This is a genomic window from [Bacillus] enclensis (assembly GCF_001456935.1).
Lineage (GTDB): Bacteria > Bacillota > Bacilli > Bacillales > Bacillaceae_B > Rossellomorea > Rossellomorea enclensis.
In genome coordinates this window covers 830772-855480 of record NZ_KQ758482.1, presented here as the reverse complement: position 1 = coordinate 855480, position 24709 = coordinate 830772, and the positions used below count along the sequence as shown (strand labels likewise).

Annotated in this window: 28 protein-coding genes; 27 read left to right on the top strand and 1 reads right to left on the bottom strand. The window is 44.1% G+C overall.

What is annotated here, in order from left to right; genetic code table 11:
- Positions 1-2: 2 nt before the first annotated feature.
- The 20 genes from AS034_RS04265 to AS034_RS04165 all read left to right on the top strand — a co-directional run bounded on the left by AS034_RS04265 (position 3) and on the right by AS034_RS04165 (position 17919).
- A complete protein-coding gene (locus AS034_RS04265) occupies positions 3-704 on the top strand; it encodes a demethylmenaquinone methyltransferase (protein WP_032087881.1) in 702 nt (233 codons plus the stop codon).
- A gap of 37 nt (positions 705-741) precedes the next feature.
- Positions 742-1704 (top strand): heptaprenyl diphosphate synthase component II, encoded by a 963-nt coding sequence (gene hepT, locus AS034_RS04260; protein ID WP_058297641.1) that lies wholly within the window; start codon positions 742-744, stop codon positions 1702-1704.
- 103 nt (positions 1705-1807) lie between these two features.
- Entirely contained in the window at positions 1808-2254 is a 447-nt protein-coding gene (gene ndk, locus AS034_RS04255) for a nucleoside-diphosphate kinase (protein WP_032087883.1), read from the top strand.
- A 137-nt stretch (positions 2255-2391) separates the two neighbouring features.
- The gene (locus AS034_RS04250; protein WP_058297640.1) at positions 2392-3165 is read left to right on the top strand and encodes a CheR family methyltransferase; all 774 of its coding nucleotides are present in this window, start codon (positions 2392-2394) and stop codon (positions 3163-3165) included.
- A 227-nt stretch (positions 3166-3392) separates the two neighbouring features.
- On the top strand, positions 3393-4565 hold the full coding sequence (gene aroC, locus AS034_RS04240; RefSeq protein ID WP_032087885.1) for a chorismate synthase: 1173 nt from the start codon (positions 3393-3395) through the stop codon (positions 4563-4565).
- 1 nt (position 4566) lies between these two features.
- The gene (gene aroB, locus AS034_RS04235; RefSeq protein WP_058297638.1) at positions 4567-5670 is read left to right on the top strand and encodes a 3-dehydroquinate synthase; all 1104 of its coding nucleotides are present in this window, start codon (positions 4567-4569) and stop codon (positions 5668-5670) included.
- A gap of 24 nt (positions 5671-5694) precedes the next feature.
- On the top strand, positions 5695-6060 hold the full coding sequence (aroH, locus tag AS034_RS04230; RefSeq protein WP_032087887.1) for a chorismate mutase: 366 nt from the start codon (positions 5695-5697) through the stop codon (positions 6058-6060).
- A 57-nt stretch (positions 6061-6117) separates the two neighbouring features.
- A complete protein-coding gene (gene hisC, locus AS034_RS04225; protein ID WP_058297637.1) occupies positions 6118-7218 on the top strand; it encodes a histidinol-phosphate transaminase in 1101 nt (366 codons plus the stop codon).
- 93 nt (positions 7219-7311) lie between these two features.
- Positions 7312-8415: a prephenate dehydrogenase gene (locus AS034_RS04220; RefSeq protein ID WP_058297636.1), complete on the top strand. Its 1104-nt coding sequence runs from the start codon at positions 7312-7314 to the stop codon at positions 8413-8415.
- A 192-nt stretch (positions 8416-8607) separates the two neighbouring features.
- A complete protein-coding gene (gene aroA / locus AS034_RS04215; protein ID WP_058297635.1) occupies positions 8608-9894 on the top strand; it encodes a 3-phosphoshikimate 1-carboxyvinyltransferase in 1287 nt (428 codons plus the stop codon).
- Positions 9895-9997: 103 nt separating this feature from the next.
- Entirely contained in the window at positions 9998-10897 is a 900-nt protein-coding gene (locus tag AS034_RS04210) for a hypothetical protein (RefSeq protein WP_058297634.1), read from the top strand.
- Between the two features lie 56 nt (positions 10898-10953).
- Positions 10954-12213 (top strand): tetratricopeptide repeat protein, encoded by a 1260-nt coding sequence (locus tag AS034_RS04205; protein WP_058297633.1) that lies wholly within the window; start codon positions 10954-10956, stop codon positions 12211-12213.
- Positions 12214-12334: 121 nt separating this feature from the next.
- On the top strand, positions 12335-12883 hold the full coding sequence (locus AS034_RS04200) for a ReoY family proteolytic degradation factor (protein ID WP_032087893.1): 549 nt from the start codon (positions 12335-12337) through the stop codon (positions 12881-12883).
- 145 nt (positions 12884-13028) lie between these two features.
- The gene (locus tag AS034_RS04195; RefSeq protein ID WP_032087894.1) at positions 13029-13490 is read left to right on the top strand and encodes a YpiF family protein; all 462 of its coding nucleotides are present in this window, start codon (positions 13029-13031) and stop codon (positions 13488-13490) included.
- Positions 13491-13632: 142 nt separating this feature from the next.
- A complete protein-coding gene (locus AS034_RS04190; RefSeq protein WP_032087895.1) occupies positions 13633-14142 on the top strand; it encodes a QcrA and Rieske domain-containing protein in 510 nt (169 codons plus the stop codon).
- A 13-nt stretch (positions 14143-14155) separates the two neighbouring features.
- Positions 14156-14830: a menaquinol-cytochrome c reductase cytochrome b subunit gene (gene qcrB / locus AS034_RS04185; protein WP_032087896.1), complete on the top strand. Its 675-nt coding sequence runs from the start codon at positions 14156-14158 to the stop codon at positions 14828-14830.
- 51 nt (positions 14831-14881) lie between these two features.
- Entirely contained in the window at positions 14882-15658 is a 777-nt protein-coding gene (locus tag AS034_RS04180) for a menaquinol-cytochrome c reductase cytochrome b/c subunit (RefSeq protein ID WP_032087897.1), read from the top strand.
- A 74-nt stretch (positions 15659-15732) separates the two neighbouring features.
- Positions 15733-16323: a lipoprotein heptaprenylglyceryl N-acetyltransferase LhaT gene (gene lhaT, locus AS034_RS04175; RefSeq protein ID WP_473243011.1), complete on the top strand. Its 591-nt coding sequence runs from the start codon at positions 15733-15735 to the stop codon at positions 16321-16323.
- A 73-nt stretch (positions 16324-16396) separates the two neighbouring features.
- Positions 16397-17185, top strand: coding sequence for a sporulation protein YpjB (ypjB, locus tag AS034_RS04170; RefSeq protein ID WP_098151202.1), 789 nt, complete (start codon positions 16397-16399; stop codon positions 17183-17185).
- A 56-nt stretch (positions 17186-17241) separates the two neighbouring features.
- On the top strand, positions 17242-17919 hold the full coding sequence (locus tag AS034_RS04165) for a zinc metallopeptidase (protein ID WP_032087899.1): 678 nt from the start codon (positions 17242-17244) through the stop codon (positions 17917-17919).
- A 53-nt stretch (positions 17920-17972) separates the two neighbouring features.
- On the opposite strand, the gene AS034_RS04160 is transcribed toward AS034_RS04165, so the two are convergent.
- Positions 17973-18842: a YitT family protein gene (locus AS034_RS04160; RefSeq protein WP_032087900.1), complete on the bottom strand. Its 870-nt coding sequence runs from the start codon at positions 18840-18842 to the stop codon at positions 17973-17975.
- A 152-nt stretch (positions 18843-18994) separates the two neighbouring features.
- Here AS034_RS04160 and AS034_RS04155 point away from each other — a divergent pair, with 152 nt between their 5' ends.
- Genes AS034_RS04155 through AS034_RS04125 form a run of 7 tightly spaced genes read left to right on the top strand, consistent with a single transcriptional unit; the run spans position 18995 to position 24550 of the window.
- Entirely contained in the window at positions 18995-19348 is a 354-nt protein-coding gene (locus AS034_RS04155; protein WP_058297632.1) for a nucleotide pyrophosphohydrolase, read from the top strand.
- Positions 19335-20105 (top strand): 4-hydroxy-tetrahydrodipicolinate reductase, encoded by a 771-nt coding sequence (gene dapB / locus AS034_RS04150; RefSeq protein ID WP_058297631.1) that lies wholly within the window; start codon positions 19335-19337, stop codon positions 20103-20105. Before AS034_RS04155 ends, dapB begins: the two co-directional genes overlap by 14 nt.
- 12 nt (positions 20106-20117) lie before the next feature.
- Positions 20118-20525: a methylglyoxal synthase gene (gene mgsA, locus AS034_RS04145; protein WP_032087903.1), complete on the top strand. Its 408-nt coding sequence runs from the start codon at positions 20118-20120 to the stop codon at positions 20523-20525.
- Position 20526: 1 nt separating this feature from the next.
- Positions 20527-21231, top strand: coding sequence for a bacillithiol biosynthesis deacetylase BshB1 (bshB1, locus tag AS034_RS04140; protein ID WP_032087904.1), 705 nt, complete (start codon positions 20527-20529; stop codon positions 21229-21231).
- A gap of 2 nt (positions 21232-21233) precedes the next feature.
- Positions 21234-22355 carry an N-acetyl-alpha-D-glucosaminyl L-malate synthase BshA gene (gene bshA / locus AS034_RS04135; RefSeq protein WP_058297630.1) on the top strand — a complete coding sequence of 374 codons (1122 nt, stop codon included), beginning with the start codon at positions 21234-21236 and terminating at the stop codon, positions 22353-22355.
- 39 nt (positions 22356-22394) lie between these two features.
- Positions 22395-23594, top strand: coding sequence for a CCA tRNA nucleotidyltransferase (locus AS034_RS04130; RefSeq protein ID WP_058297629.1), 1200 nt, complete (start codon positions 22395-22397; stop codon positions 23592-23594).
- Positions 23570-24550: a biotin--[acetyl-CoA-carboxylase] ligase gene (locus AS034_RS04125; RefSeq protein ID WP_082641623.1), complete on the top strand. Its 981-nt coding sequence runs from the start codon at positions 23570-23572 to the stop codon at positions 24548-24550. The genes AS034_RS04130 and AS034_RS04125 overlap by 25 nt, the downstream gene beginning before the upstream one ends.
- Positions 24551-24709: the final 159 nt, after the last annotated feature.

Here is a 24709-nt window from a genome sequence, read left to right as displayed (position 1 = left end):
TTATGCAACAATCAAAAGAACAGAAGGTTCATGGTGTCTTTGAGAAAATCTACTCAAACTATGACAAGATGAACTCGGTAATCAGTTTCCAACAGCATAAAAAATGGCGCAAAGAGACGATGAAGCATATGAAGGTTAAAGAAGGAGCATCTGCTTTGGATGTATGCTGCGGGACGGCAGATTGGACGCTTGCACTCGGTGAGCAGGCGGGCATGAAAGGAAAAGTATTCGGATTGGATTTCAGCCAGAATATGCTGTCCATCGGAGAGGAAAAAGTAAAGTCATCTCCGCTGAATAATATTGAGCTTATCCATGGAAATGCCATGGAATTGCCATTTGAAGATAATACTTTCGATTACGTGACGATCGGATTCGGGTTAAGAAATGTTCCGGATTACCTGCAAGTGTTAAAAGAAATGAACCGTGTGTTGAAGCCTGGTGGAATGGCTGTCTGCCTTGAAACTTCACAGCCGACCATGTTTGGGTTCCGACAGCTCTACTATATGTATTTCAGATTCATCATGCCTGTCTTTGGAAGGATATTCGCAAAGAGCTTTTCTGAATATTCCTGGCTCCAGGAATCTGCAAGGGATTTCCCGGGAATGAAAGAACTGGCAGAATTGTTTGAAGAAGCCGGCTTTAAAGATATATATTTCAAGCCTTACAGCGGCGGAGTGGCTGCCATGCACGTTGGATATAAGTGATAGATAAACGCAAATTAGTAAACTGGGTGGATTAACTATGAAGCTAAACAGGATATATTCCTTTCTTAAAACAGACATAGACCAGATTGAAAAGGAACTTGAAACAGCAATCGAATCGGATTCCCGACTTTTGAATCAGGCATCCCTTCATCTTTTGCAGGCGGGCGGCAAACGGATCCGGCCCGTTTTTGTACTGCTTTCCGCGAAATTCGGGGAGTATGACATCAACTCAGTGAAAAATGCTGCCGTAGCCCTGGAGCTTATTCACATGGCTTCACTTGTTCATGATGATGTAATCGACGATGCAGAGCTGAGGAGGGGCAAGCCGACGATAAAGTCCCAGTGGGATAACAGGATAGCCATGTATACTGGAGATTATATTTTTGCCCGCGGCCTGGAATATATGACGAATATAAAGAATCCTGAAGCACATCAAATCCTTTCTCATACCATTGTGGAACTATGTAAAGGCGAAATAGCTCAGATAAAGGATAAATACCGCTGCGATCAAAATTTAAGGGATTATTTACTGAGGATAAAACGGAAGACGGCCTTATTGATAGCGGTCAGTTGTCAATTGGGTGCCATTGCATCCGGTGCTCCTGAAGAAGTACATAGAAGATTGTTCCGCTTTGGATATCATGTCGGGATGAGCTATCAAATTACAGATGACATACTGGATTTAACCGCAAGCGAAGAGGAACTCGGGAAACCTGCAGGCAGTGACTTATGGCAGGGGAATATCACACTTCCTGTTCTTTATGCCATGGAAGATCCTGCACTTAGATCAGAAATAGAACGTGTCTCTGAAAACACTTCTGCTGAAACAATGAAAAAAGTGATTGCTTCAATCCTTGCTTCGGATGCAATTGAACGGTCCCACCGTGTCAGCAGGATGTACCTTGATAAGGCGCTGGAAGATTTGGAGTATCTGCCTCAGAACCGGGTCAAGAAGACACTTAAGAATGTCGCGAACTTTATCGGGAAAAGAAAATATTGAGAAAATTTAAAATGGAAACGTTGCCAAAACCCCTGAACAGTGTTAATATTTTTCGTGGGACGTCCTCGGACAGACTATACATACATAATTAGGAGTGGGGAAGATGGAAAAAACGTTTTTAATGGTAAAGCCTGACGGCGTACAAAGAGGGTTAATCGGTGATATCGTATCACGTTTCGAGAAAAAGGGCTTCCAATTAGTCGGAGCTAAGCTTATGAGCATCTCTACTGAGCTTGCTGAAGAACACTATGGTGAACATAAAGAAAGACCTTTCTTTGGAGAATTAGTCGACTTTATCACTTCCGGACCTGTATTTGCAATGGTATGGCAAGGGGAAAATGTCATCTCCACAGCACGCGGTATGATGGGGGCCACAAACCCTAAAGATGCAGCTACAGGAACGATCCGCGGAGACTTTGGCCTTACAGTAGGAAAGAACATCATCCATGGTTCTGACTCTCCTGAAAGCGCAGTCAGAGAAATCGGCTTATTCTTCAAAGAAGAAGAGCTTGTAGAATACAGCAAACTAATGAACGAATGGATCTACTGATCCCGGTTCCATAGCTACTCGAAAAGACAGGTCAGTGATGGCTTGTCTTTTTATTTTGGAAACATATTAAAATTCTGCGTCTTCGTTCGATATATCTAATATACATGAGTTTAGCTGCAGAAAGAGTGAATGGGAATATGGTAAACGATTATGGGGATTTTGTTCAGGCAATAAAAAGAAAGACCGCAATAGATCTGTCTCTTTATAAAGAAGCCCAAATGAAAAGGAGACTGACTGCTCTCTATGAAAAAAAGGGATACTCGAGCTTTCACGATTACTACAAAGTAATCAGCTCGGATGAAAAGCAGATGGCGGAATTCCTCGACAGGATGACGATCAACGTATCGGAATTTTATCGGAATTATAAAAGATGGGAAGTTCTCGAAACCAATATCCTTCCCCGGCTCATTAAAGGCAAGAGGACATTGAAAGTATGGAGTGCTGCTTGTTCCACGGGGGAAGAACCCTATACACTGGCAATGCTTCTCTCTAAGTACCTGCCGCTGACAAGCCTTGACATCCTGGCGACAGATCTGGACGGGAATGCCCTGCAGCGGGCCAGGCACGCCATCTATCCCGAACGCTCGCTTGCTGAAGTGCCTCCTGAGATCAAACAAAAATATTTTACTGCCGAAGGCTCTCTTTACAAGGTGGATGACCGGATTAAGCAGGTCGTCACCTTTAAAAAGCAAAACCTCCTGGCTGATCCTTTTGATGCAGAATTCGATTTGATTGTGTGCAGGAATGTAATGATTTATTTCACTGAAGAAGCGAAAGACAGTTTGTATAAAAAGTTCAACGCTTCACTGATTAAAGAAGGGGTATTTTTCGTTGGGAGCACCGAACAGATTTTCAATCCCGGCCAATACGGATTTCAATCCGAAGATACATTTTTTTATAAAAAAGTCTGATTTAATGAACGGTGAAACAGAGGCTGCAGCAGCAATGCAGACAGCTTCGTATTTCATCGTTCTTTTTTGCATGACTCTAAACTTGCTGATTGGAAAGCGAGAGGAAATTTCAAAGTGCTGGCAAGGGGTGAAATGTTCAAATTTTTTAAACATAGTACTAGGAATGAATATTGAACTTATGTTATATTGGTACATAATTCTTTAACGAGTTGAAGGGGGAAAGTGTTATGAGATATTTAACATCAGGAGAATCTCATGGACCGCAATTGACAACAATCATCGAAGGCCTGCCTGCCGGGATGCCGCTGGAAGCGGAGGACATCAACGAAGATCTGGCAAGAAGGCAGAAAGGATATGGGCGCGGACGGAGAATGCAGATAGAGAAAGACCGCGTTTCAATCGTCGGTGGTGTAAGACACGGGTATACACTTGGATCCCCTTTGGGACTGGTAGTCGAGAATAAGGACTGGACTCATTGGACGAAGGTGATGGGAATTGAACCGCTGTCCCCGGGTGAAGAAGACGAAGTAAAAAGAAAAATTTCACGTCCAAGACCCGGCCATGCCGACCTGGTCGGAGGGATGAAATATGGACACCGTGATCTCAGGAACGTTCTGGAAAGATCTTCAGCCAGGGAAACGACCGTGCGGGTAGCTGCCGGATCCGTTGCGAAAAAGTTATTGAATCTCCTAGGTATCGAAGTTGTGGGACATGTTCTGGAAATAGGCGGTATAAAAGCAGAAAACGTTAAATACGATTCCATAAATGATTTAAAAGAAAGATCTGAAGAATCTCCTGTCCGCTGCCTGGATAATGAAGCGGCTGACAAAATGATGAATCTGATAGATGAAGCAAAGCAAAATGGGGATTCCATCGGGGGAGTTGTTGAAGTGATCGTAGAGGGCATGCCGCAAGGTGTCGGAAGTTATGTTCATTACGATCGAAAGCTGGATGCAAAACTGGCACGTGCCATCATGAGCATCAATGCATTCAAAGGAGTTGAATTCGGGCTCGGATTTGAAATGGCGAGAAAACCGGGAAGCGAAGTTCATGATGAGATCCTTTGGAGCGAGGAAAAAGGCTACTACAGGAGGACGAACCGCCTTGGCGGTTTTGAAGGCGGGATGACAACCGGGATGCCGATTCATATCAAAGGTGTGATGAAACCCATCCCAACCCTCTACAAACCGCTGCAAAGCGTGGATATCGATACGAAAGAGCCGTTCAAAGCAAGTATCGAGCGATCTGACAGCTGTGCCGTCCCTGCAGCGAGTGTCGTAGCAGAAGCGGTAGTGGCATGGGAACTTGCAGAAGCCATTGCAGACCAGTTCAACAGTGATCAATTTGAAAAGCTTCAAAGGGATGTTGAGAATCTTAGAAACGAATCGAAGGAATTTTAAAATGGAAAGAATCACAGTGAAAACTCCTTCCAAGTCATATGATGTTTTTCTTGGAAATACGATGACACAGAATATCATCGATTTTATTTCCTCCAACTACCCTAGTGTTTCAACCATTTGGATCATTGCGGACATTGAAGTCCATTCTCTTTATGGAAAACAATTTGCCAATGAGCTGGAGCGGGTATTTCCGGTGACTGTCTTTGAGGCACCATCCGGCGAACAGGCTAAAAGCTTTAAAGTATACGAAGAAGCCATTTCACACGGTCTCCGGAATCATGTGGACAGGAATGCTCTCGTCATTGCGTTTGGAGGCGGTGCGATTGGTGATTTTGCAGGATTCACAGCCTCCACTTTCATGAGGGGCATCCCGTTTATCTCTGTACCTACAACGATACTGGCTCATGATAGTGCGGTTGGCGGGAAAGTGGCAATCAATCATCCATTGGGAAAAAATATGGTCGGTCAGTTTTATCAGCCTGATGGTGTATTCTTTGACTTGGATTATCTCAAGAGCCTGCCTGCCGAAGAGGTGCGGTCGGGTTATGCGGAAGTGATCAAACACGCTTTCTTGTCAGATGCAGATTTCCTGAGGGAACTATATTCAAATTTCACATCGGTGAGCGAGCTGCGGGAAGAGTATATACTGCAATGTCTTCTCAGAGGAATCAAAGTAAAGGCGGAAATTGTTACTCAAGACGAAAGAGAACATGGGATCAGGGCATTCCTGAATTTCGGACATACGTATGGACACGCTGTGGAAAGCGCCAGCGGATATGGAAATCGGACTCATGGGGAATCGGTCATGATCGGGATGATTTATGCTTTGTACCTGAGTGAAAAATATTGCAGCTTGTCCTTCGATCTGAAGGAATTCGTCAATTGGATCATATCGGTCGGATATGATTTGACGGTCCCTGATCATATTACATTCACACAACTTTTGGATAAGATGAAGAACGATAAAAAATCAAAAGACGGCATGCCGGTTTTTGTACTGTTAAAGGAAATTGGTGAGCCGGTTCTTGTGACTGTTCCTGAAGAAGGCCTGATCGCTGCAGATACTTTTATCCGCGGCATATATAAATGGGCAGGAGAAAAGTAGAAAAGGATAAAAGGGAGAGTGAGAATGATGATGAGGGGAATCCGGGGAGCAACAACCGTTGAAGAGAATAGCGAAAAGGAAATTCTCCTTTCAACTCACGAGCTGCTGGGTGAAATGATCGCAAGTAACAGGATTGATCCCGACAAGGTGGCATCCGTTTTCATTTCGGCCACTGCAGATATTACAAGAGCATTTCCTGCCAAAGCGTTAAGGGAATTTGACGACTGGAAATATGTACCCGTGATGTGTATGCAGGAGTTGGATGTGCCGGGAGGGCTGGAACGCTGTATCCGGCTGATGATCCACTATAATACAGGATGTCCCCAAAAAGATATTAAGCACATATATTTGAAGAAGGCCGTTTCGTTAAGGCCGGACTTGAGTGAATAAAGAATGGAATATTAATTAATAGTCAATTGACTCACGGATTGAAAGGAAGTTTTGTATATGCAATGGAAATCACAGTTACACAATCTCAAAGCATATCAGCCCGGGAAAACGATGGAAGACGTCAAAGAGCAATTCAGTCTTGAGAAAGTGGTAAAGCTCGCATCGAATGAGAATCCTTACGGCTGTTCTCCTCAAATACAGAATTTCATCTATGATTATGCATCTTCACACGCCATCTATCCTGATGGTTACGCAAAGCGGTTACGCATGAAAGTCGCCGGCCATTTATCGGTGGAGCCCGGGCAGCTCATCTTCGGGAATGGTTCCGATGAAGTGATTCAAATCATATCCAGGGCTCTCTTGGACCCTTCGAAAAGCACCGTGATGGCTGCACCTACATTTCCGCAGTATAAACATAATGCCATTGTCGAAGGAGCAGAGGTAAGGGAAGTCCCTCTGGACGAAGAAGGCAGGCATCAGCTCTCCAAGATGCTGGACAGCATTGACGGGACTACTGCTGTCGTCTGGTTGTGTTCGCCGAATAATCCTACCGGTGAGTATATCCGTAAAGAAGAACTTCTGCATTTCCTTGACCAGGTTCCCTCAGACGTCCTGGTCGTTTTGGATGAAGCATACTATGAATATGTCACTGCTGGGGATTATTATGATTCAATCAGCCTCATTGAATCTTATCCTCAATTGGTTGTAACCCGGACCTTTTCAAAAGCATACGGGCTGGCAGGATTCAGGGTCGGCTATGGAGTTGGAAGCAGAGACGTCATAGGGAAATTGGAACCGGTCAGGGAGCCATTCAATAACAACTCCCTTGGTCAGGGGGCGGCGGCGGAGGCCATGGAAGACCAGGCTTTCATCGAGCAATGCAGAGAAAAGAACCGTGAAGGACTCCAGCAATTTTATGAGTTTTGTGAAAGCACCGGACTAAAATATATGAAATCCCAGGCGAATTTTATCCTGATTGATTTCGGACTGAGCGGCGATGAAGTATTTCAATACTTGATGAGCAAAGGTTACATTGTCCGGTCCGGCGGGGCATTGGGCTATCCTCAATCAGTGCGGATTACAGTCGGTTCCCGTGAACAAAACGAAGAATTAATCTCATTGATGAAAGAGTTTCTTGCGGTTATAAAACAATCCTGATAATTGAATGGACTCCAGCCGGAGGGTCAGCACGATTGACCTGTCCGGCTTTTTTTCCAACGTTTTTAGTCAGGATAAAGGGAGAGAATGGGAATGGAAGGCAATGTATTAATTGTAGGGATGGGACTTATCGGCGGCTCGCTTGCCCTGTGCATAAAGGAAGAGCATCCCCATGCAACGATCATTGGATACGATGTGAATCAAAAAGAATTGCGACTTGCAAAAACACTCGGTGTCATTGATGAAATGGCGCAGACCTTTGAGCATGCTGCTGAGAAAGCGGATCTTATCATCATCTCGACACCGGTGACCCAAACGGAAAAGATAATGAAAATCTTACATAATACGAATCTGAAACAGGGTGTCATCATTACCGATACGGGAAGTACAAAGGGACAAATCATGAAAGCAGCACGCCCGCTGAGTGAAAAGGGGATTCCCTTCATTGGAGGTCACCCGATGGCGGGATCCCATAAGAGCGGCGTGAGTGCAGCTAAGAAAATTCTGTTTGAGAATGCCTTCTATATGTTTACCCCTTCTGAGAATATAGAAGACCATGAGATTCAATCGCTTGAGAAGTGGCTGGGCGGCACACGTGCAAAATTCCTTATCGTCCCTCCGAAAGAGCACGATGAACTTACAGGGATGATCAGCCACTTTCCACATATCATCGCCGCTTCACTTGTGCACCAGGCGAAGGATTCTTCACAGGAACACCCATATTTAAGAAGGCTTGCTGCAGGCGGTTTCAGGGATATTACCAGAATCGCTTCTTCCAGCCCGGTGATGTGGAAAGACATCACCATGCAGAATAGTCAGGTCTTGATGGACATCCTGGAAAAGTGGAAAATAGAAATGGAAGAAGTCATCCATATGGTCAAAGAAAAGGATGCGGAAGAATTATATCGATATTTTTATGAGGCGAAGGTTTTCAGGGACGAGCTTCCGGTCCTGGCCAAAGGAGCCATACCGGCCTTTTATGATTTGTATATAGACATCCCGGATTACCCGGGGGTCATTTCTGAAGTGACGGCCTATTTAGCAGAGGAAAAAATCAGTTTGACAAATATCCGTATCCTGGAAACCAGGGAGGATGTATACGGAGTTTTGGTTATCAGCTTCCAAACCATAGAAGACAGGGAAAGAGCAGTGTTTTGTCTTAAAGAAAAAACAGCATACGAATTGTTTATCGATTAGGCTCTTTTCGTATACTTTGTTGCTTCACAACCAAGAAAATACCGGAACTTTGGTATTTTCGAGTTGTCCGTCCGTCTCTTGTTGAAGATTGAGTTCGAAAAGAGTACGTCCACAAGCTGCAATAAGGTTATAAGCCTATTTACGAAAAGCAACAATCTTTTAGAAAACAGCCATCGATTAAGGAGGAAAACCATGGACACACGTAAATTAACAAAACCATCACACGGTCTAAATGGCGAACTGCAAGTACCTGGGGATAAATCCATTTCCCACCGGGCTGTCATGTTCGGTTCTGTTGCAGAAGGTGAAACGAGGATCCATAATTTTTTAATGGGGGAAGATTGCTTAAGCACAATCGCATGCTTCAAGAGGCTGGGCGTGAAAATTGATATACAGGGTGACGAAGTACTCGTGGAAGGGAAGGGCTGGGACTCATTAACCGAGCCATCTGAAGTACTTGACACGGGTAATTCAGGGACCACGACCAGGCTGATGATGGGTCTGCTCGCAGGCAGGCCGTTTCATTCTGTCATGCTCGGCGATGAATCAATTGCGAAACGGCCCATGAAAAGGGTTACGGACCCGCTGAAGCTTTTTGGGACAAAGATCGATGGGCGTGAGGAAGGGAATTTCACCCCATTATCAATCCGGGGAGGCAACTTGAAAGCAATGCGATACACTCTGCCCGTGGCAAGTGCGCAGGTGAAGTCCGCCATCCTGCTTGCAGGGCTTCAGGCAGAGGGTGTGACAGAGGTCATCGAACCCGAGAGAACAAGGGATCACACTGAGAAAATGATCATCGAATTCGGTGGTGAAATAGACAGGGAAGGCGATACCATCAAATTGCGGGGCGGACAGCAGTTGAAAGGGACAAGTGTATACGTGCCTGGTGACATTTCCAGTGCTGCGTTCTTTATGACAGCCGCTGCGATTGTACCCGGCAGCCGGGTAATGTTAAAGAATACAGGCCTGAATGAGACCAGAACCGGCATCATCGAGGTGATGCAAAGAATGGGCGCGAAAATGGAAATAACTGAAAAAACTGGAGCGGGTGAAAGAATCGGGGATATCCTGGTCGAATTCTCGGAACTACAGGGTACAGAAATCGGCGGTGAACTGATACCCGCCCTGATAGATGAAATCCCGGTCATTGCCCTCTTGGCAACCCAGGCACAGGGTACAACTATCATCAAAGACGCAGAAGAACTCAAGGTGAAAGAAACAAACAGAATCGACGCCGTCGTGAATGAGCTGAAGAAGCTTGGTGCGGATATAGAAGCTACGGAGGATGGGATGATCATCAAAGGGAAGAAATCCCTCCAAGGTGCAGAAGTTGATTCATGGGGGGACCACCGGATTGGGATGACGCTGGCGGTAGCCTCATTAATTACTGAATCCCCTGTATTTCTGGGAAATTCGGAAGCAATCAACATATCTTATCCGGACTTCTTTGATCACCTCGGGAAGTTAACTGATTAATCTTGTTTAAGGAAGAAGACTTGTTCTTCTTCCTTAAAATTATGTCAATGAGTCATTTCCCTTCTCCTTTATACATAGCTTGTCTATAAAGGAAGGTGGAAAGATGAGTAAGTATATCATTGAAGATGCCCTGTATGCCACTGATGAATCGAACCGCAGAGTATCTTTCCTGGTGGAAGATGACAAGATAGCCGCGATTCGTGAAAAATTTTCTTATTACAGTCACATACGATTGAATATCTCACCTTTCATAATGACACCGTCTCATGTGATATGTGACACAAACCTCCCTGTTGACCTTGATTTTTCCTCATTCAAAACATATTTTTTGGACCACTTTATCTCAAAAGGCTGTGCAACGATCCTTACATCCTTTACCATTTCCTACGAATTTGAATTTTTGGGGAAACTGGAGGAGCGCAAAACGTCCCTTTTAAGCAGCCCGCTTGATTATACCATCGGACTTTCTGCTCCCGCACATTTGATCACACCTGAAGTAATCCGTTTATGTAAACGTAACCGGGTACCTGTCATATGGGTGGAAGTGGATGACATGGAAGCATTCCGATCAATCAAATGGGGATGGGTTAAAGGATTGCTCTATGATTATCGTATTACTTTTGTCCCCTTTTTTACGACAAAACTGGACAAAAAGCAAAAGATGAAGCATCTTAGAATGTGGCAAAAAACGATGAGTTCCGAGAATATCCCTCATTTTTCTGATGAAATGAAGCAGAAAGTCCCGATGTCTATATCACAATTGAAAAAAATTGGCATGTATCCACATAGAGGAAATTTTCTCCCTGGTGGAGAAATAAGTTATAACCTCTATATGAAAAAAGAAATGGACCAGTCACCTGACGATAGTTTGTTTCATTATGAAAGTCACGTTTTGAAATGTACAATGAATAGAGGGAAGTACCATTTTTTAAACGGCCGAACCTACTTTCATCCTGGTGCAGGTAAAGAGCTCAAGATCCAGACACCGGGTTTCTTCACCTGACAGGACCAGGTAACGACCTGAATGTACTATCATAGCTCGATAGAAAGGAAATAAATATGTCTCATAGTGAAAAAATGTTGACTTCTTTGGAAGAAGGTAATTTAGATGAAGCAAAAAAACACTTTAACGAAACACTGAAGTTTGGAAGTCACGAAGAAAAGTTCAGCTTGGCTGAAGAGCTCCATCACTTGGGGTTTCTGAATGAAGCAAAGGAGCTTTATGAAAATTTACTCTTATATTATCCGGGTGAGGGCGAACTGATCATAGAACTTGCGGAAGTCCTGGTCGAAATGGACAAGGAGGAAGAGGCGATAGAGCTTCTTTCACATATAGAAGAAGATGACAGTTCGTATCCCCGTGCATTGCTACTGATGGCTGATTTGTATCAGATGCAGGGTTTATTCGAAGTAAGTGAACAGAAGCTCCTTCAAGCCAAAGGCCTGCTGCCCGATGAACCTGTCATTCTATTTGGGTTAGGTGAATTATATGCGGAAACAGGCAGGTTCTTGGAAGCGATCAGATACTACACCCAGCTTGTTGATAAAGGCATCACCGAAATTGGCGGAACTTATATTCACCAGCGGCTCGCTGAAGCTTACAGTGTGGGGGGCTCCTTTGAAGAAGCCCTGGGCCATTATGAAAAAGCCATAGAAGAGCATTTGGAAATCAATACGCTTTTCGGTTTCGCTTTTACTGCATACCAGGCCGGATACTATGAAACAGCCATCGAAAAGCTTGTCTCCGTCAAGGAGCTGGATCCTGATTATCACTCGGTATATTTACTCCTTGCAAAGGCTTATGAGCATGAGGAAGAGCTCGATAAAAGCCTGGAGACGATAAGGGAAGGAATCAAGCAGGACGAGTTTAATAAAGAATTGAGTTTGTTCGGGGGAAAAATATCCCTTAAGCTTGGGTTGGATGAACAAGCAGAAGCATACCTCAGGAACTCACTGGCGCTCGACCCGGGATATCTGGAGGCGGCGCTGCTTATTAATAAGTTATTCTTCACCCAGGACCGCTTCGATGATGTGCTGGAAATTGCCGCGATGCTGGCCGCCGAGGGTGAGGAAGAACCACAGCTGGCTTGGGATCTTGCGAAGGCATATGAAGGGCTTGAACAATATAATGATGCATTAAAACAATACCGGGCTGCATATACTTATTTTAAGAATCACGAAGACTTCCTGATCGAATACGGACAATTCCTGATGGAGGAAGGTCTCAGGAAGGAAGCACTCGAAATTTATAACAGGCTGCTGGATATGGATCCTTCCAATGACGAATGGCAGGATCTCATCGAAAGACTGCAAGAATGATAATCAGCATGTGGGACACACGGTTAAGCTGTCGGAAAGTGCATTCATTCAGACTTTAAAAGAAATTAATATGGTACACGGACCTTAATTTTAATCTGGATTTCGCAGAGGAGGGAAACCAATGACCACCCCTGTTTCTGTCAACGAGAAGAAAGAATTTATCCGCTGGTTTTTAAATCGTTATCAATTGAAAAGAAGAGAATGCGTCTGGATATTGAATTATTTGATGAGCCACGATCAATTAATGAAAAAGGTTCACTTTGTAGAAGAGTCGCAATATTGTCCCAGAGGCCTGGTCATGTCGACACATTGTGTGGAGGATGTACCTTTCCGGTTCTATAAGGAAAACATCATGACGACAGATGCTGAAAAATCATTTCATGATATCCGATTGAATAAAGATGAAGATATTTATATTCAATTGAATTTCAGTAAAGCGAATTCCAGTTATCAGTTTGCAGCTGTATTGGAAGAAAATCCTTTTATGCCTAAGTATCTGCTTATCAATGAAAAAGACCGGCTGCTGGCAGAACAATTCCTGGAAGATAGTCTCCATTCATTTCAGAAAAACAGGCTGCTTCAAGCGATCGATTCCGCATTGGACAGCGGAGATAAAGAAAGGTTCACTGCATTAACGGCAGAATTGAATAATCTCGTGAAAAAAGAATGAGGGTTTCCCTCATTCTTTTTTTCTTTGGGGTCATACCTGCCATAATATTGTACATACTACAGAATAAGAGAATTTTCCTTTTATTGAAGGCACACAAAATGATATGATGGGAGGTATGAAAGAAAAGAAAAAGTGAGGGAATTTGATGAATTGGAATGTAAAAGATATTGAAGTCTTTGAAACTGAGAAAGAATACATAGATACCGCTGTGATTCCTGTTGTCCCGATTGATTTTTCACCGGAAATAAAAACGTCGGCTGCACAGACTGAATTTATTTCGCTTTTGACGTTTCACTTGGAAAGGCAGTTCAAAGGGCGCATGATCATGACTCCGGCATTCACTTATCTGATGGGCAGGACCGAAGAAAAGGCAGGTGAGCTGCAGGAATGGGGGAGCCGCCTGAAAGACAGCGGGGTGAAACATGTTTTCTTCCTCACTTCCGACAGCAATTGGAAAAAATCAGAGCAGCAGTTAAATGACCAATTGATATGGGTTCCGTCCATTCCGCTCGAACATCTGGACGAACAGTATAAGCACTCGATCATGGAAGATCAGGTGAAACAACTCCTGAACATAATTGTACAAAAATGGCAAAAAAATTCATAAAAACTTCACATTGTATCCATCTTTTAGTTTATTGAGTTATTGACCTTGTAATAAGTTTAATATATCATAGTTATGTCCTAGTTTTATATTTGTGCGAAATATGTCCGATGGACTTACCTTACGCGATAGAGGGGGGAAAAGGATGAGCAAGCAACGTGTATCTAGACGTCAATTCCTTAACTATACACTTACGGGTGTAGGCGGTTTCATGGCTGCCGGAATGCTAATGCCGATGGTTCGATTCGCTGTCGATCCAGTATTGAAGACAGAAGCAGCCGGAGACTTCATAGCGACGAAACAAAAAGTTTCAGAATTAACAAATGAGCCTGTTCGTGTCGATTATTCTTATGAACAGAAAGATGCGTGGTACACATCAGAAGTAACTCAGACTGCTTGGGTCTATAAGAACAAGGAAGGGAAAATTGTTGCTCTTTCACCGGTATGTAAGCATCTTGGATGTACGGTCAACTGGGGTGGAGACAAGAATAATCCAGAAAAGTTCTATTGCCCTTGCCATGGCGGGATGTATGAAAAGAATGGTAAGAATATTCCCGGTACACCGCCGACAGCACCGTTGGATACATATCCGACAAAAGAAAAAGACGGTATTTTATACCTTGGACAACCTGAACCAAATAAATATGTTAAGTAAGGGGGCGTAATCTGTGCTGAACAAAATCTATGACTGGGTTGACGAGCGTTTGGACATTACGCCTTTGTGGCGGGATATCGCGGATCACGAAGTTCCCGAACACGTAAACCCTGCGCACCATTTTTCTGCGTTTGTTTACTGTTTTGGCGGTCTGACATTCTTCGTAACCGTGATTCAAATCCTTTCAGGTATGTTCCTGACAATGTACTATGTACCTGATATCAAAAACGCTTGGGAATCTGTATATTATCTGCAAAATGAAGTAGCCTTCGGACAAATTGTCCGCGGGATGCACCACTGGGGAGCAAGCTTGGTAATCGTAATGATGTTCTTACATACACTGCGAGTATTCTTCCAAGGTGCATACAAGAAACCTCGTGAATTAAACTGGGTTGTTGGAGTACTTATCTTCTTTGTCATGCTGGGCCTTGGTTTCACGGGTTATTTATTACCGTGGGATATGAAAGCGCTATTTGCGACAAAGGTAGGTCTTGAGATAGCCGGTGCAACACCGTTTATCGGAGATCAGGTGAAAATGCTCCTGGCTGGAGATGCTCATATTGTCGGTGCACAGACATTGACTCGTTTCTTCGCCATTCACGTTTTCTTCCTGCCTGCTGCTCTACTTGGATTGATGGGAGCCCACTTCCTGATGATCCGTAAGCAAGGTATTTCTGGACCGCTATAAGATTCGATTGAATAAAAAACCTGAAAAACCTATTTAAAGGAGGGGGACACTATGCATCGAGGAAAAGGGATGAAGTTTGTAGGTGATTCTCGTGTACCTGTAAACAAGAAACCGAATATTCCTAAAGATTATTCGGAGTTCCCTGGGAAAACAGAAGCTTTCTGGCCGAACTTCTTACTTAAAGAATGGCTTGTAGGGGCAGTTTTCCTGATCGGTTACCTATGCTTGACGATCGCGCATCCGTCACCGCTGGAACGTATTGCGGATCCGACTGATACTGGGTATATTCCATTACCTGACTGGTATTTCTTATTCTTATACCAATTACTTAAATATACGTATGCATCCGGACCTTATAACGTAATCGGAGCGTTCGTAATTCCTGGTATTGCTTTTGGTGCGCTTCTTCTTGCACCATTCATTGACAGAGGACCTGAACGCCGTCCTGTGAAGCGTCCATTTGCTACCGGATTTATGCTATTGGCTCTTGCCGCTACGTATTTCCTGACTTGGGAATCTGTCGCTACCCATGACTGGGAAGCAGCAAAAGAACAAGGTAAGATTGTGGCAGAAGCTGAGATCGATAAAGAATCCGAAGGTTACAAAATCTTCTCAGATGAGAAAAACAGCTGTATCACTTGTCATGGAGAGAACATGACAGGAGGGGCAGCGGCACCTTCTTTGGTTGGCACCGGGTTATCACCGGATGAAATCAAAGACATCGCCAAAAACGGTAAACCGCCCGGCATGCCGGCAGGTTTATTCAAAGGAACGGATGAAGAGCTGGATAAACTGGCTGAATTCATTTCCGGTCTGAAAGCAGAATAGTATTAAAAAAGAGCCAGCAGTCGTTGGCTCTTTTTTTCTACGGAGAAATGTACCGAGAAAGGAGCAGCAATATGATTTCCTGGCTTTATCCCATATTGCGGGACAAAACATTTTTATGGATGCTTTTCATCGTCAATCTGCTTGGTACCATATACGGGTACATATGGTACATCCCGCAGTTAAAGAACACACCCGGGCAGTTTATGATCTTTGTACCTGACAGCCCTACGGCAAGCCTCTTTTTTTGCTTTGTACTTGCAGCATTTTTAATGAAGAAAAACTGGCCGATCTTCGAAGTTCTTGCCATAATCACATTATTTAAGTATGGAGTCTGGGCGGTTGTGATGAATCTGCTTACACTTTGGGTAAGCGGTGAGCTTCCCTGGGAAGGATACATGCTGATGGCTTCACATGGAGCCATGGCGGTACAGGGAATCCTGTATTCATCATTTTACCGCGTGAAAGCTTGGCATATAGCGCTCGGGGCTTTATGGACTTTACATAATGATATTATTGATTATGTATACATGCAATTCCCTGTTTACTCCAAATTGTTCCTTTATATCCAAGACATCGGATACTTCACTTTCTGGTTGAGTATATGTTCAATCCTGCTTGCCTGGTATTTTACCCAAAAGACGCCGCGTTCCAGCATCACTCTCTGATATTTAATCGTTTTTTGGTCTACTCTTGTCCACCCGTTCATAGACTTTATTAGTAGTTTTAGGGGGGACAAGTATGAAATACATGAAAGCAATATTTATCATATTTTTATTCTTCTCAATACCACAGCCATCTCTAGCAGATCACGCTCCGTCTCCGGTGAATGAACTTGATGATATTGCCGACCAGGCACTTCAATTGACGAAGGCAGGGAAATATGAGGAAGCAAAGCATCTTCTGAACTATTTCTCAGAAGAATTTGCTGCCGCGAGCATGCATCAATCGTTTTCAATGGATGAATTAAGGATCTTGACGATTTCACATAACCTTGCATTAGAGGCCATCAACCAGGCAGATGCTGGGATCGAACAAAAAGTAAACGCGGTAACGAAGTTCAGACTGGTCATGGATGCGTTATCCAGCCATTATCAGCCATTATGGGTGGAAATGGAGGATCCGATCATGGAAGCCTTCAAAGGCGTAAAGACAGCTGCAGAAAATGGTAACAGCGAGCAATATCATTCAGAACTGAATATGTTCCTCGCCAAATATAATATCATCCAGCCAAGCATTAAGCTTGATATACCTGTCGAGCAGGCACAGGCACTGGATGCGAGAATTACGTACATCGACCAATACCGGCAGAAAATCCTTGAAAGCACGGAAGCGACTGCAGAATTGACGAACCTTCAGACGGACCTTGAACACCTGTTTGAAAACAAAAAAGAAGATGAAGCCGATCCTTCTCTGTGGTGGGTGATTATTTCAACAGGAAGTATCATCGTCTCTACATTATCTTATGTAGGTTGGAGAAAATATAAAGGTCAAAGGGAATCACGTGAATCAGAACGTCAAAAAAATTGACATAGCTAATATCGCAATATAAAATCTAGTTATCTGAACATCTGGAGGTTTTCGTAATGGGTTTTCTTGTATACTTCTTACTCATTGCCCTCATTCCGATCTGGGCGCAAATGCGTGTGAAAAGTACATTTAAAAAATACTCGAGAGTTGCTACGACATCGGGTATGACAGGAAGGGAAATGGCGAGGAAGATACTTGATGAAAATGGTCTGTTTGATGTGAAAGTAGTGGAAGGCAGGGGCTTCCTCAGCGATCACTATAATCCTGTGACTAAAACGGTCGCACTATCACCCGATAATTACCATGGGCATTCAGTTGCAGGTGCAGCTGTTGCAGCTCACGAAGTGGGCCACGCCATCCAGGACGCTGAAAGTTATGCGTTCCTTCGTTTCCGTCATGCTTTGGTGCCGGTTGCCAATATCGGATCTAACATGTCATGGATTTTCCTGCTGATCGGTATGTTCACTCAAATGACCGGGATGTTCCTTCTGGGTATCATCCTGATGGCAGCAGGTGTGGTCTTTCAATTAATTACCCTGCCAGTTGAATTCAATGCATCTTCCCGTGCGATGAATCAAATTGTTTCTTTGGGACTGATCCGCAATGAAGAGGAACGTCATGCCAAGAAAGTATTGAATGCAGCGGCAATGACATATGTAGCGGCAGCTGCTGTAGCGGTAATTGAATTGTTAAGGCTCGTATTGATTTTCACTGGGATGCAAGGTGAGGATTAATCACTCCCATAAAGAAAGCCAGGCTGGATGCCTGGCTTTTTTGATGCTTCTTATCAATCATGGAGAGGATTTTTGTCAGCATCCAGCGTAAATCCTTCACCGAGTACGTCATGAACAACCGTAACGGATACAAAAGCATGAGGATCCACGGACGTAATGATATTCTTCAACCGGACGATTTCATTTTTCCCCACGACACAATAAAGGACCTCTCTGTCTTGTTTTGTGAATGAGCCGTGTCCCCTTAATACAGTGACGCCGCGGTCCATCTTTTCATTGATCACAGCAGCGATTGCTTCATGGTGGTCGGAGATGATCATCGCCCCGCGTGCTGAGTATGCACCTTCCTGCATAAAATCAATCACCTTCGCAGCGACAAATACTGCAACAAGGGTATACATTGCCTGCCTGTAATCCAAATACGTGATGAGGGAAGCAATGATGACCACTGCATCAAACATGAACATCGTTTTCCCCATGCTCCATCCAACATATTTATGAACCACTCTGGCGATTATATCAACCCCGCCCGTTGTGCCGCCATATCTGAAAATGATCCCCAAGCCTATGCCAATGAAGACACCGGCAAACAGAGCGACAAGAAATAAGTCATCCTCAAGATGAATTTCCATCTGATACCGCTGAAAAATCCATAAGAATACAGATAAGCTTACCGTTCCTATAACCGTATAATAAAAGGCCTTTCTTCCAAGCAGCTTCCAGCCTAAAAAGAACAGGGGAATATTAAGTGCAAGGTTAGAATAAGAAGGATCGATATGAAATAAGAAATAAAGAATCAAAGTAATCCCGGTGAATCCGCCTTCAGCAAGTTCATTCTGCATATTGAAATGAACCAGTCCGAACGCGAAGATCGCTGCACCTAAAAGTATGAAAAATACATTTTTAAAGCGTAAACCAAGCATCCTTGTTGTCCCTCCTTCGATGGGAAGTGTCTCATAACAGAGACATTATATAGGATGGGGATTATTGTGGCAATCCTTTAAACGAATAATTTGTAAATGTGATAAGATTTAGCTAACATGATAAAAGATGATGAAGGAGTGTGTCTTTTAATATGGCAAATGAAAAATCAATGATACAGCTTCAAAAAGAAGTTGATCAATACATAAGTCAGTTCAAAGAAGGTTATTTCAGCCCCCTGGCTATGATGGCCAGATTAACAGAAGAGATGGGCGAACTTTCGCGCGAAATTAACCATTATTATGGTGAAAAGCCCAAGAAACATACAGAAAAAGAAAAAACGGTTGAAGAAGAGCTCGGTGATGTATTATTTGTCCTCATCTGTCTGGCTAATTCTTTGGATATCTCCTTGGAGGAAGCTCATGATCGGGTCATGAATAAGTTTAACACCCGCGATAAAGATCGCTGGACAAGAAAGGAAGGCGGTGGCGAAAATGGAACAAATTAATGTGGTTATTGCCGGTCCAAGGGGCAGAATGGGAAAAGAGGCAGTTGAATTGGTTCAAGATACACCTCAATTTGCATTGATGAGCGTTATAGATCATAAAGGGGAAGCAAATGTTGACGTTCCTGTCTTTAAAGACATAAAGGAATGTTTTGAGTCATCCATCCCCCATGTCTTAATTGACTTAACGACACCTGAAGTCGGCTATCATCATACGAAGACCGCACTTGAATATGGGGTCAGACCGGTTGTAGGAACCACAGGCTTCACCCAGGAAGAATTAATCGAGTTGAGGCAGTTAGCGGAATCAAAGGGACTCGGATGCATCATCGCTCCGAATTTTGCCATCGGGGCCGTCTTGATGATGAAGTTTTCCCAGATGGCAGCTAAGTACTTTGAGGATATTGAAATCATCGAACTTCATCATGATCAAAAACTTGACGCGCCGTCAGGTACAGCCGTGAAGACTGCGGAGATGATCAAAGAAGTACGTGAAGCGAAAGTGCAGGGCCATCCCGACGAAACGGAAACCCTAAAAGGTGCTAGGGGAGCGGATATTGACGGAATGCATATCCATAGTGTCAGACTTCCCGGCTTGATTGCCCATCAGCAGGTCATGTTTGGAGCGGAGGGGCAGACCCTCACCATACGGCATGATTCATATAACAGAGCAAGCTTCATGTCGGGGGTGAAGGTATCTGTCGAAACTGTCATGAAGCTGGATACACTCGTGTATGGGTTGGAAAATATTCTGGAGTAAAGGGTGAAGCAAATGAATATCGCTTTGATTGCTCATGATAAAAAAAAGGATGACTTGATCCGCTTCGTTTTAGCATACAAGCCGATTATAGAGAAACACTCATTGTTTGCTACAGGTACGACAGGAAAGAGAATATCAGAAGAAACCGGATTATCCGTCCATCGTTTCCGCTCAGGTCCTCTGGGTGGAGATCAGGAGATAGGAGCTTATATAGCGAATGACAAAATGGATCTCATCCTGTTTTTCCGGGATCCATTGACAGCGCAGCCTCATGAACCTGATGTTTCAGCTCTTATAAGACTATGCGACGTATATTCTGTTCCATTGGCGACGAATATGGGAACAGCTGAAGTATTGGTTAAAGGGCTTGAAAGAGGGGATATTGAATGGAGAGGCGTCAAAAAGGAAAGGGAGGATTAGAGTGGCAGACGAACGAGTAGATATCCTTGCCTTTGGCGCCCATGCCGATGACGTGGAAATAGGGATGGGCGGAACACTGGCTAAATATGCAGAAGCCGGTAAAAGAATCGTCATATGTGATTTGACTGAAGCGGAGCTTTCTTCAAACGGTTCAGTTTCAATAAGGAAAAAGGAAGCACTGGCTGCGGCCGGCCATCTTGGTGTAATGGAGAGAGTGACACTGGATATACCGGACAGGGGCATCCTGCTTACCGATATACATATATCAAAAGTCGTTGAGGTCATAAGGAAATATAAACCGAAAGCGGTATTTGCTCCTTTTGAGGAAGACCGGCATCCCGATCATGGAAATGCTTCCAGGCTTGTAAGGGAGGCTTATTTTTCTTCGGGTATACGAAAATACAATCCATCTTCTCCGGTTCATAAACCTGCCAAGCTTTACTTTTATATGATCAATGGTTTTCATAAACCTCATTTTGTCATTGATATCGAGAAACATATAGAAGCGAAGCTGCAAAGCCTCCGAGCTTATGAGAGTCAATTCACAAAGGGGAAAGACGGTGTTGCCACCCCCCTGACAGATGATTACATAGAAGCGGTGGAAGCAAGGGAGAGAATGATGGGAAAAGACGCCGGAGTCCGTTATGCTGAAGGATTCTTCTCCTATAATACCCTTCTGCTGCATCAAGACTTGATAGGAGATTAAGTATGAAATTAAGAATTGGAATCACATGTTACCCTACGGTTGGGGGATCTGGAGTAGTGGCTACGGAACTTGGAAAGCTGCTCGCGGAAAAAGGCCATGAAATTCATTTCATCACTTCCAGCATCCCTTTTAGAATCAACAAAATGTACCATAATATATATTTTCACCAGGTTGAGGTCAATCAGTATTCAGTCTTTCAATACCCTCCATATGATATAGCGCTTGCCAATAAGATGGCTGAAATCATTAAGCGTGAAAATCTTGATATCCTGCATGTACATTATGCGATTCCTCATGCAGTGTGTGCCATATTGGGGAAACAGATGGCTGACAGGGACGTGAAAATTGTCACGACACTCCACGGGACGGACATAACCGTACTCGGCTATGATCCGTCACTGACAGGGGCCATTCGGTTCGGTATTGAGAAATCGGATGTCGTTACGGCTGTCTCGAACGCACTCGTCGACCAGACCCATGATTTGATCCATCCTGATAAGGAGATTAAAACAGTTTATAATTTCATCGATGAACGGGTGTACAGGCCAGTTGATTCAAGTGAATTGCGTAAAGAATACGGTATAGCCCAAGGTGAGAAGGTCATCATCCACGTCTCTAACTTCAGGGGAGTCAAAAGGGTAGGAGATGTTGTAGCCTCATTCAACCTTATCCAGAAAGAAATTCCGGCAAAATTGCTCCTGGTAGGCGACGGCCCGGAAATGACCGTCGTATGCAGGCAAGTGAAAGAATTAGGTCTGAATGACCGGGTGTTGTTCCTGGGGAAACAGGATAATCTCGAAGAACTTTACTCGATAAGCCACCTGAAGCTGCTGCTTTCCGAGAAAGAGAGTTTCGGTCTCGTCGCCCTTGAAGCCATGGCGTGCGGTGTTCCTGCGATCGGTACGGAAACCGGGGGCATCCCGGAAGTGATTGAAGAAGGATTCAACGGTTATATCTGCAAAGTGGGTGATGTAGAAGAAATTTCATCGAAAGCGATCGGCCTGCTGAGTAATGAAGAACTGCATCGTACTCTTTCTGATAATGCGCTTGAGACAGCAAGGACAAAATTCCATTCCAAGAAAATCCTGGGGCAATATGAGCAGATATACAGGGAATTAGTATAGATATTTCAATCACGTTTTTAGAGAGAAGAAGGTGTTAACATGCTGCCGAAGATATTTCAGGATGCAATCCCCCTTTTAAAGAAAATTGAACAGGCGGGCTATCAGGCCTTTTTCGTAGGAGGGTCCGTAAGGGATTACCTTCTTGGCAGGCCGATCAATGATGTGGACATTGCAACATCGGCATTTCCCGATGAAATAAAATCAATCTTCCCGCGAACAGCAGATATCGGTATCGAGCACGGGACAATTTTGGTCATCGAGAAGAAAAATGAATACGAAATCACCACATTCAGGACTGAATCAGGGTATGGCGATTTCAGGCGCCCTGATCGAGTCAAATTCATCCGGTCGCTTGAAGCTGATCTCATGCGGAGGGATTTTACCATGAACAGCATGGCTATGGATGCGGATGGTGTCATTTATGACCCATTTGATGGCCGGGACGATATCAAACAGAAATTAATCAGGACAGTGGGAGAGCCTGCAGAAAGGTTCTCCGAAGATGCCTTACGGATGCTGAGGGGTGTGCGTTTTGTGAGCCAACTCGGTTTTGAGCTTGAAACCGGCACCCGGAAGGCATTGACGGCATACTCGAATCTGCTGTCCCATATCGCCATCGAGCGGAAAACGATAGAATTTGAAAAGACCCTCAGCGGGGATTACAGGGATAAAGCGCTGGAGATTCTTATCGAGTCTGCTCTATATAAACAACTGCCGGGTCTTTCTGAAGAATCTGAAGCCATCCGTAAAATAGCCGGTCTTCCATTGGTGAAAAAATTGAGTACCGATCAAATGTGGCTGCTTTTAACAGCTGGTATGGATATTGATCCTTCTGTCTTCTTGAAAATGTGGAGGCTTCCTTCCAAGGTGATCAAGGAACGCAATAAGGAGAAGGATATTTTATCCAGAAGAATAAAAGAAGGCTGGACGAGGGAGCTGCTCTTCCGTTCAGGTTTGGAGAGAGCGGTCAATGTTGAAAAAGTGTACAACTGCATCCATTCTTTGAATTCATCCACTGAATCATTACAGGAAAAATATAAAGCACTTCCTATAAAGGATCGCAAGGAACTGAAAGTCACAGGAAATGATCTTATGAATTGGTCCGAAAAAGCCGGTGGTCCCTGGGTCAAGGAAACTCTCGAGGGTATCGAAAAGGCAATACTGAATGAAGAAATACCAAATGATCATGATACGATAAGGAGGTGGCTGGAAACATGCAATCCATCAGAAAAAAACTGATTCAGGCATTTTCAGAATCCAATGGTGAATTTCTATCAGGACAGGCTCTGGCTGAAATTGCAGGATGTTCCCGAACCGCAATATGGAAACACATCGAAGAGTTGAGAAAAGAAGGATTTAAATTGGAGGCTGTCAGGAAAAAAGGTTATCGGATCATTGATACCCCGGACAGTGTCACTGAAAACAAGATCCGCCTGGGCCTTAACACCAAGACTTTGGGACAAGCCATCCATTACGAGGAATCGGTGCCCAGCACCCAAAAGATTGCACACGATTTAGCAGGCAGCGGGGCGGTGGAAGGTACGCTTGTCATCGCTGATGAACAAACTGCCGGAAGGGGGAGGCTCATGCGTGAATGGCATTCTTCATCCGGAAACGGCATCTGGATGAGTCTGATCATGAAACCTCATCTCCCGCCGCAAAAAGCGCCGCAATTCACATTGATTACCGCTGTGGCAGTAGTGCAGGCGATTGAAGAAGTAACGGGCATGCATCCTCAAATCAAGTGGCCGAATGATATCCTGATAGATGGGAAGAAAGTTACCGGGATACTGACTGAGCTGCAGGCAGAGTCAGATAAAATAAACTCCATCATCATCGGGATCGGGATGAATGTGAATCATTCGATTGATCATTTTCCTGATGAAATCCGCCAGATTGCCACATCGCTCGCAATTGAAAAAGGGGCGCGGCTGTCCAGGGCTAAACTGGTGCAGACCGTACTCGAAAAAATGGAATCATTGTATTCACTCTATATGAAGGAAGGTTTCATACCGATCAAACTTCTGTGGGAAAGCTACGCCGTCTCGATTGGAAAGAGAATCAGGGCGCGCACGATCAATGGTACAATTGAGGGAACTGCTTTAGGAATCACTGAAGAAGGCGTACTGAAAATAGAAGATGGCGAAGGGACTATTCATAGAATCTATTCAGCGGATATCGAAGTGAATATTTAAAGGTCATCATACGGGATGAGTGAAGAAATATCTTCATACCATCCCGTTTTTCTATGTTATAATTTTGAATGGGCAGTATCGAAAGAACTGCACCCTTACAAAAGCAAGAAACATAATACTGAATAATATCTGCCTTGATCCAAATTGGACTGGGACAGA

What these genes read in the sequence shown, in the direction of transcription:
- bshA (WP_058297630.1), top strand. Translation starts at nt 21,234, where the DNA reads ATGAAATTAAGAATTGGAATCACATGTTACCCTACGGTTGGGGGATCT.
- AS034_RS04205 (WP_058297633.1), top strand. Translation starts at nt 10,954, where the DNA reads ATGTCTCATAGTGAAAAAATGTTGACTTCTTTGGAAGAAGGTAATTTA.
- mgsA (WP_032087903.1), top strand. Translation starts at nt 20,118, where the DNA reads ATGAATATCGCTTTGATTGCTCATGATAAAAAAAAGGATGACTTGATC.
- aroA (WP_058297635.1), top strand. Translation starts at nt 8,608, where the DNA reads ATGGACACACGTAAATTAACAAAACCATCACACGGTCTAAATGGCGAA.
- AS034_RS04265 (WP_032087881.1), top strand. Translation starts at nt 3, where the DNA reads ATGCAACAATCAAAAGAACAGAAGGTTCATGGTGTCTTTGAGAAAATC.
- AS034_RS04200 (WP_032087893.1), top strand. Translation starts at nt 12,335, where the DNA reads ATGACCACCCCTGTTTCTGTCAACGAGAAGAAAGAATTTATCCGCTGG.
- AS034_RS04210 (WP_058297634.1), top strand. Translation starts at nt 9,998, where the DNA reads ATGAGTAAGTATATCATTGAAGATGCCCTGTATGCCACTGATGAATCG.
- aroC (WP_032087885.1), top strand. Translation starts at nt 3,393, where the DNA reads ATGAGATATTTAACATCAGGAGAATCTCATGGACCGCAATTGACAACA.
- AS034_RS04160 (WP_032087900.1), bottom strand. Translation starts at nt 18,842, where the DNA reads ATGCTTGGTTTACGCTTTAAAAATGTATTTTTCATACTTTTAGGTGCA.
- AS034_RS04190 (WP_032087895.1), top strand. Translation starts at nt 13,633, where the DNA reads ATGAGCAAGCAACGTGTATCTAGACGTCAATTCCTTAACTATACACTT.
- dapB (WP_058297631.1), top strand. Translation starts at nt 19,335, where the DNA reads ATGGAACAAATTAATGTGGTTATTGCCGGTCCAAGGGGCAGAATGGGA.
- aroB (WP_058297638.1), top strand. Translation starts at nt 4,567, where the DNA reads ATGGAAAGAATCACAGTGAAAACTCCTTCCAAGTCATATGATGTTTTT.
- hisC (WP_058297637.1), top strand. Translation starts at nt 6,118, where the DNA reads ATGCAATGGAAATCACAGTTACACAATCTCAAAGCATATCAGCCCGGG.
- AS034_RS04130 (WP_058297629.1), top strand. Translation starts at nt 22,395, where the DNA reads ATGCTGCCGAAGATATTTCAGGATGCAATCCCCCTTTTAAAGAAAATT.
- AS034_RS04180 (WP_032087897.1), top strand. Translation starts at nt 14,882, where the DNA reads ATGCATCGAGGAAAAGGGATGAAGTTTGTAGGTGATTCTCGTGTACCT.
- hepT (WP_058297641.1), top strand. Translation starts at nt 742, where the DNA reads ATGAAGCTAAACAGGATATATTCCTTTCTTAAAACAGACATAGACCAG.
- aroH (WP_032087887.1), top strand. Translation starts at nt 5,695, where the DNA reads ATGATGATGAGGGGAATCCGGGGAGCAACAACCGTTGAAGAGAATAGC.
- AS034_RS04125 (WP_082641623.1), top strand. Translation starts at nt 23,570, where the DNA reads ATGCAATCCATCAGAAAAAAACTGATTCAGGCATTTTCAGAATCCAAT.
- ndk (WP_032087883.1), top strand. Translation starts at nt 1,808, where the DNA reads ATGGAAAAAACGTTTTTAATGGTAAAGCCTGACGGCGTACAAAGAGGG.
- AS034_RS04155 (WP_058297632.1), top strand. Translation starts at nt 18,995, where the DNA reads ATGGCAAATGAAAAATCAATGATACAGCTTCAAAAAGAAGTTGATCAA.
- AS034_RS04195 (WP_032087894.1), top strand. Translation starts at nt 13,029, where the DNA reads ATGAATTGGAATGTAAAAGATATTGAAGTCTTTGAAACTGAGAAAGAA.
- AS034_RS04220 (WP_058297636.1), top strand. Translation starts at nt 7,312, where the DNA reads ATGGAAGGCAATGTATTAATTGTAGGGATGGGACTTATCGGCGGCTCG.
- AS034_RS04165 (WP_032087899.1), top strand. Translation starts at nt 17,242, where the DNA reads ATGGGTTTTCTTGTATACTTCTTACTCATTGCCCTCATTCCGATCTGG.
- AS034_RS04250 (WP_058297640.1), top strand. Translation starts at nt 2,392, where the DNA reads ATGGTAAACGATTATGGGGATTTTGTTCAGGCAATAAAAAGAAAGACC.
- ypjB (WP_098151202.1), top strand. Translation starts at nt 16,397, where the DNA reads ATGAAATACATGAAAGCAATATTTATCATATTTTTATTCTTCTCAATA.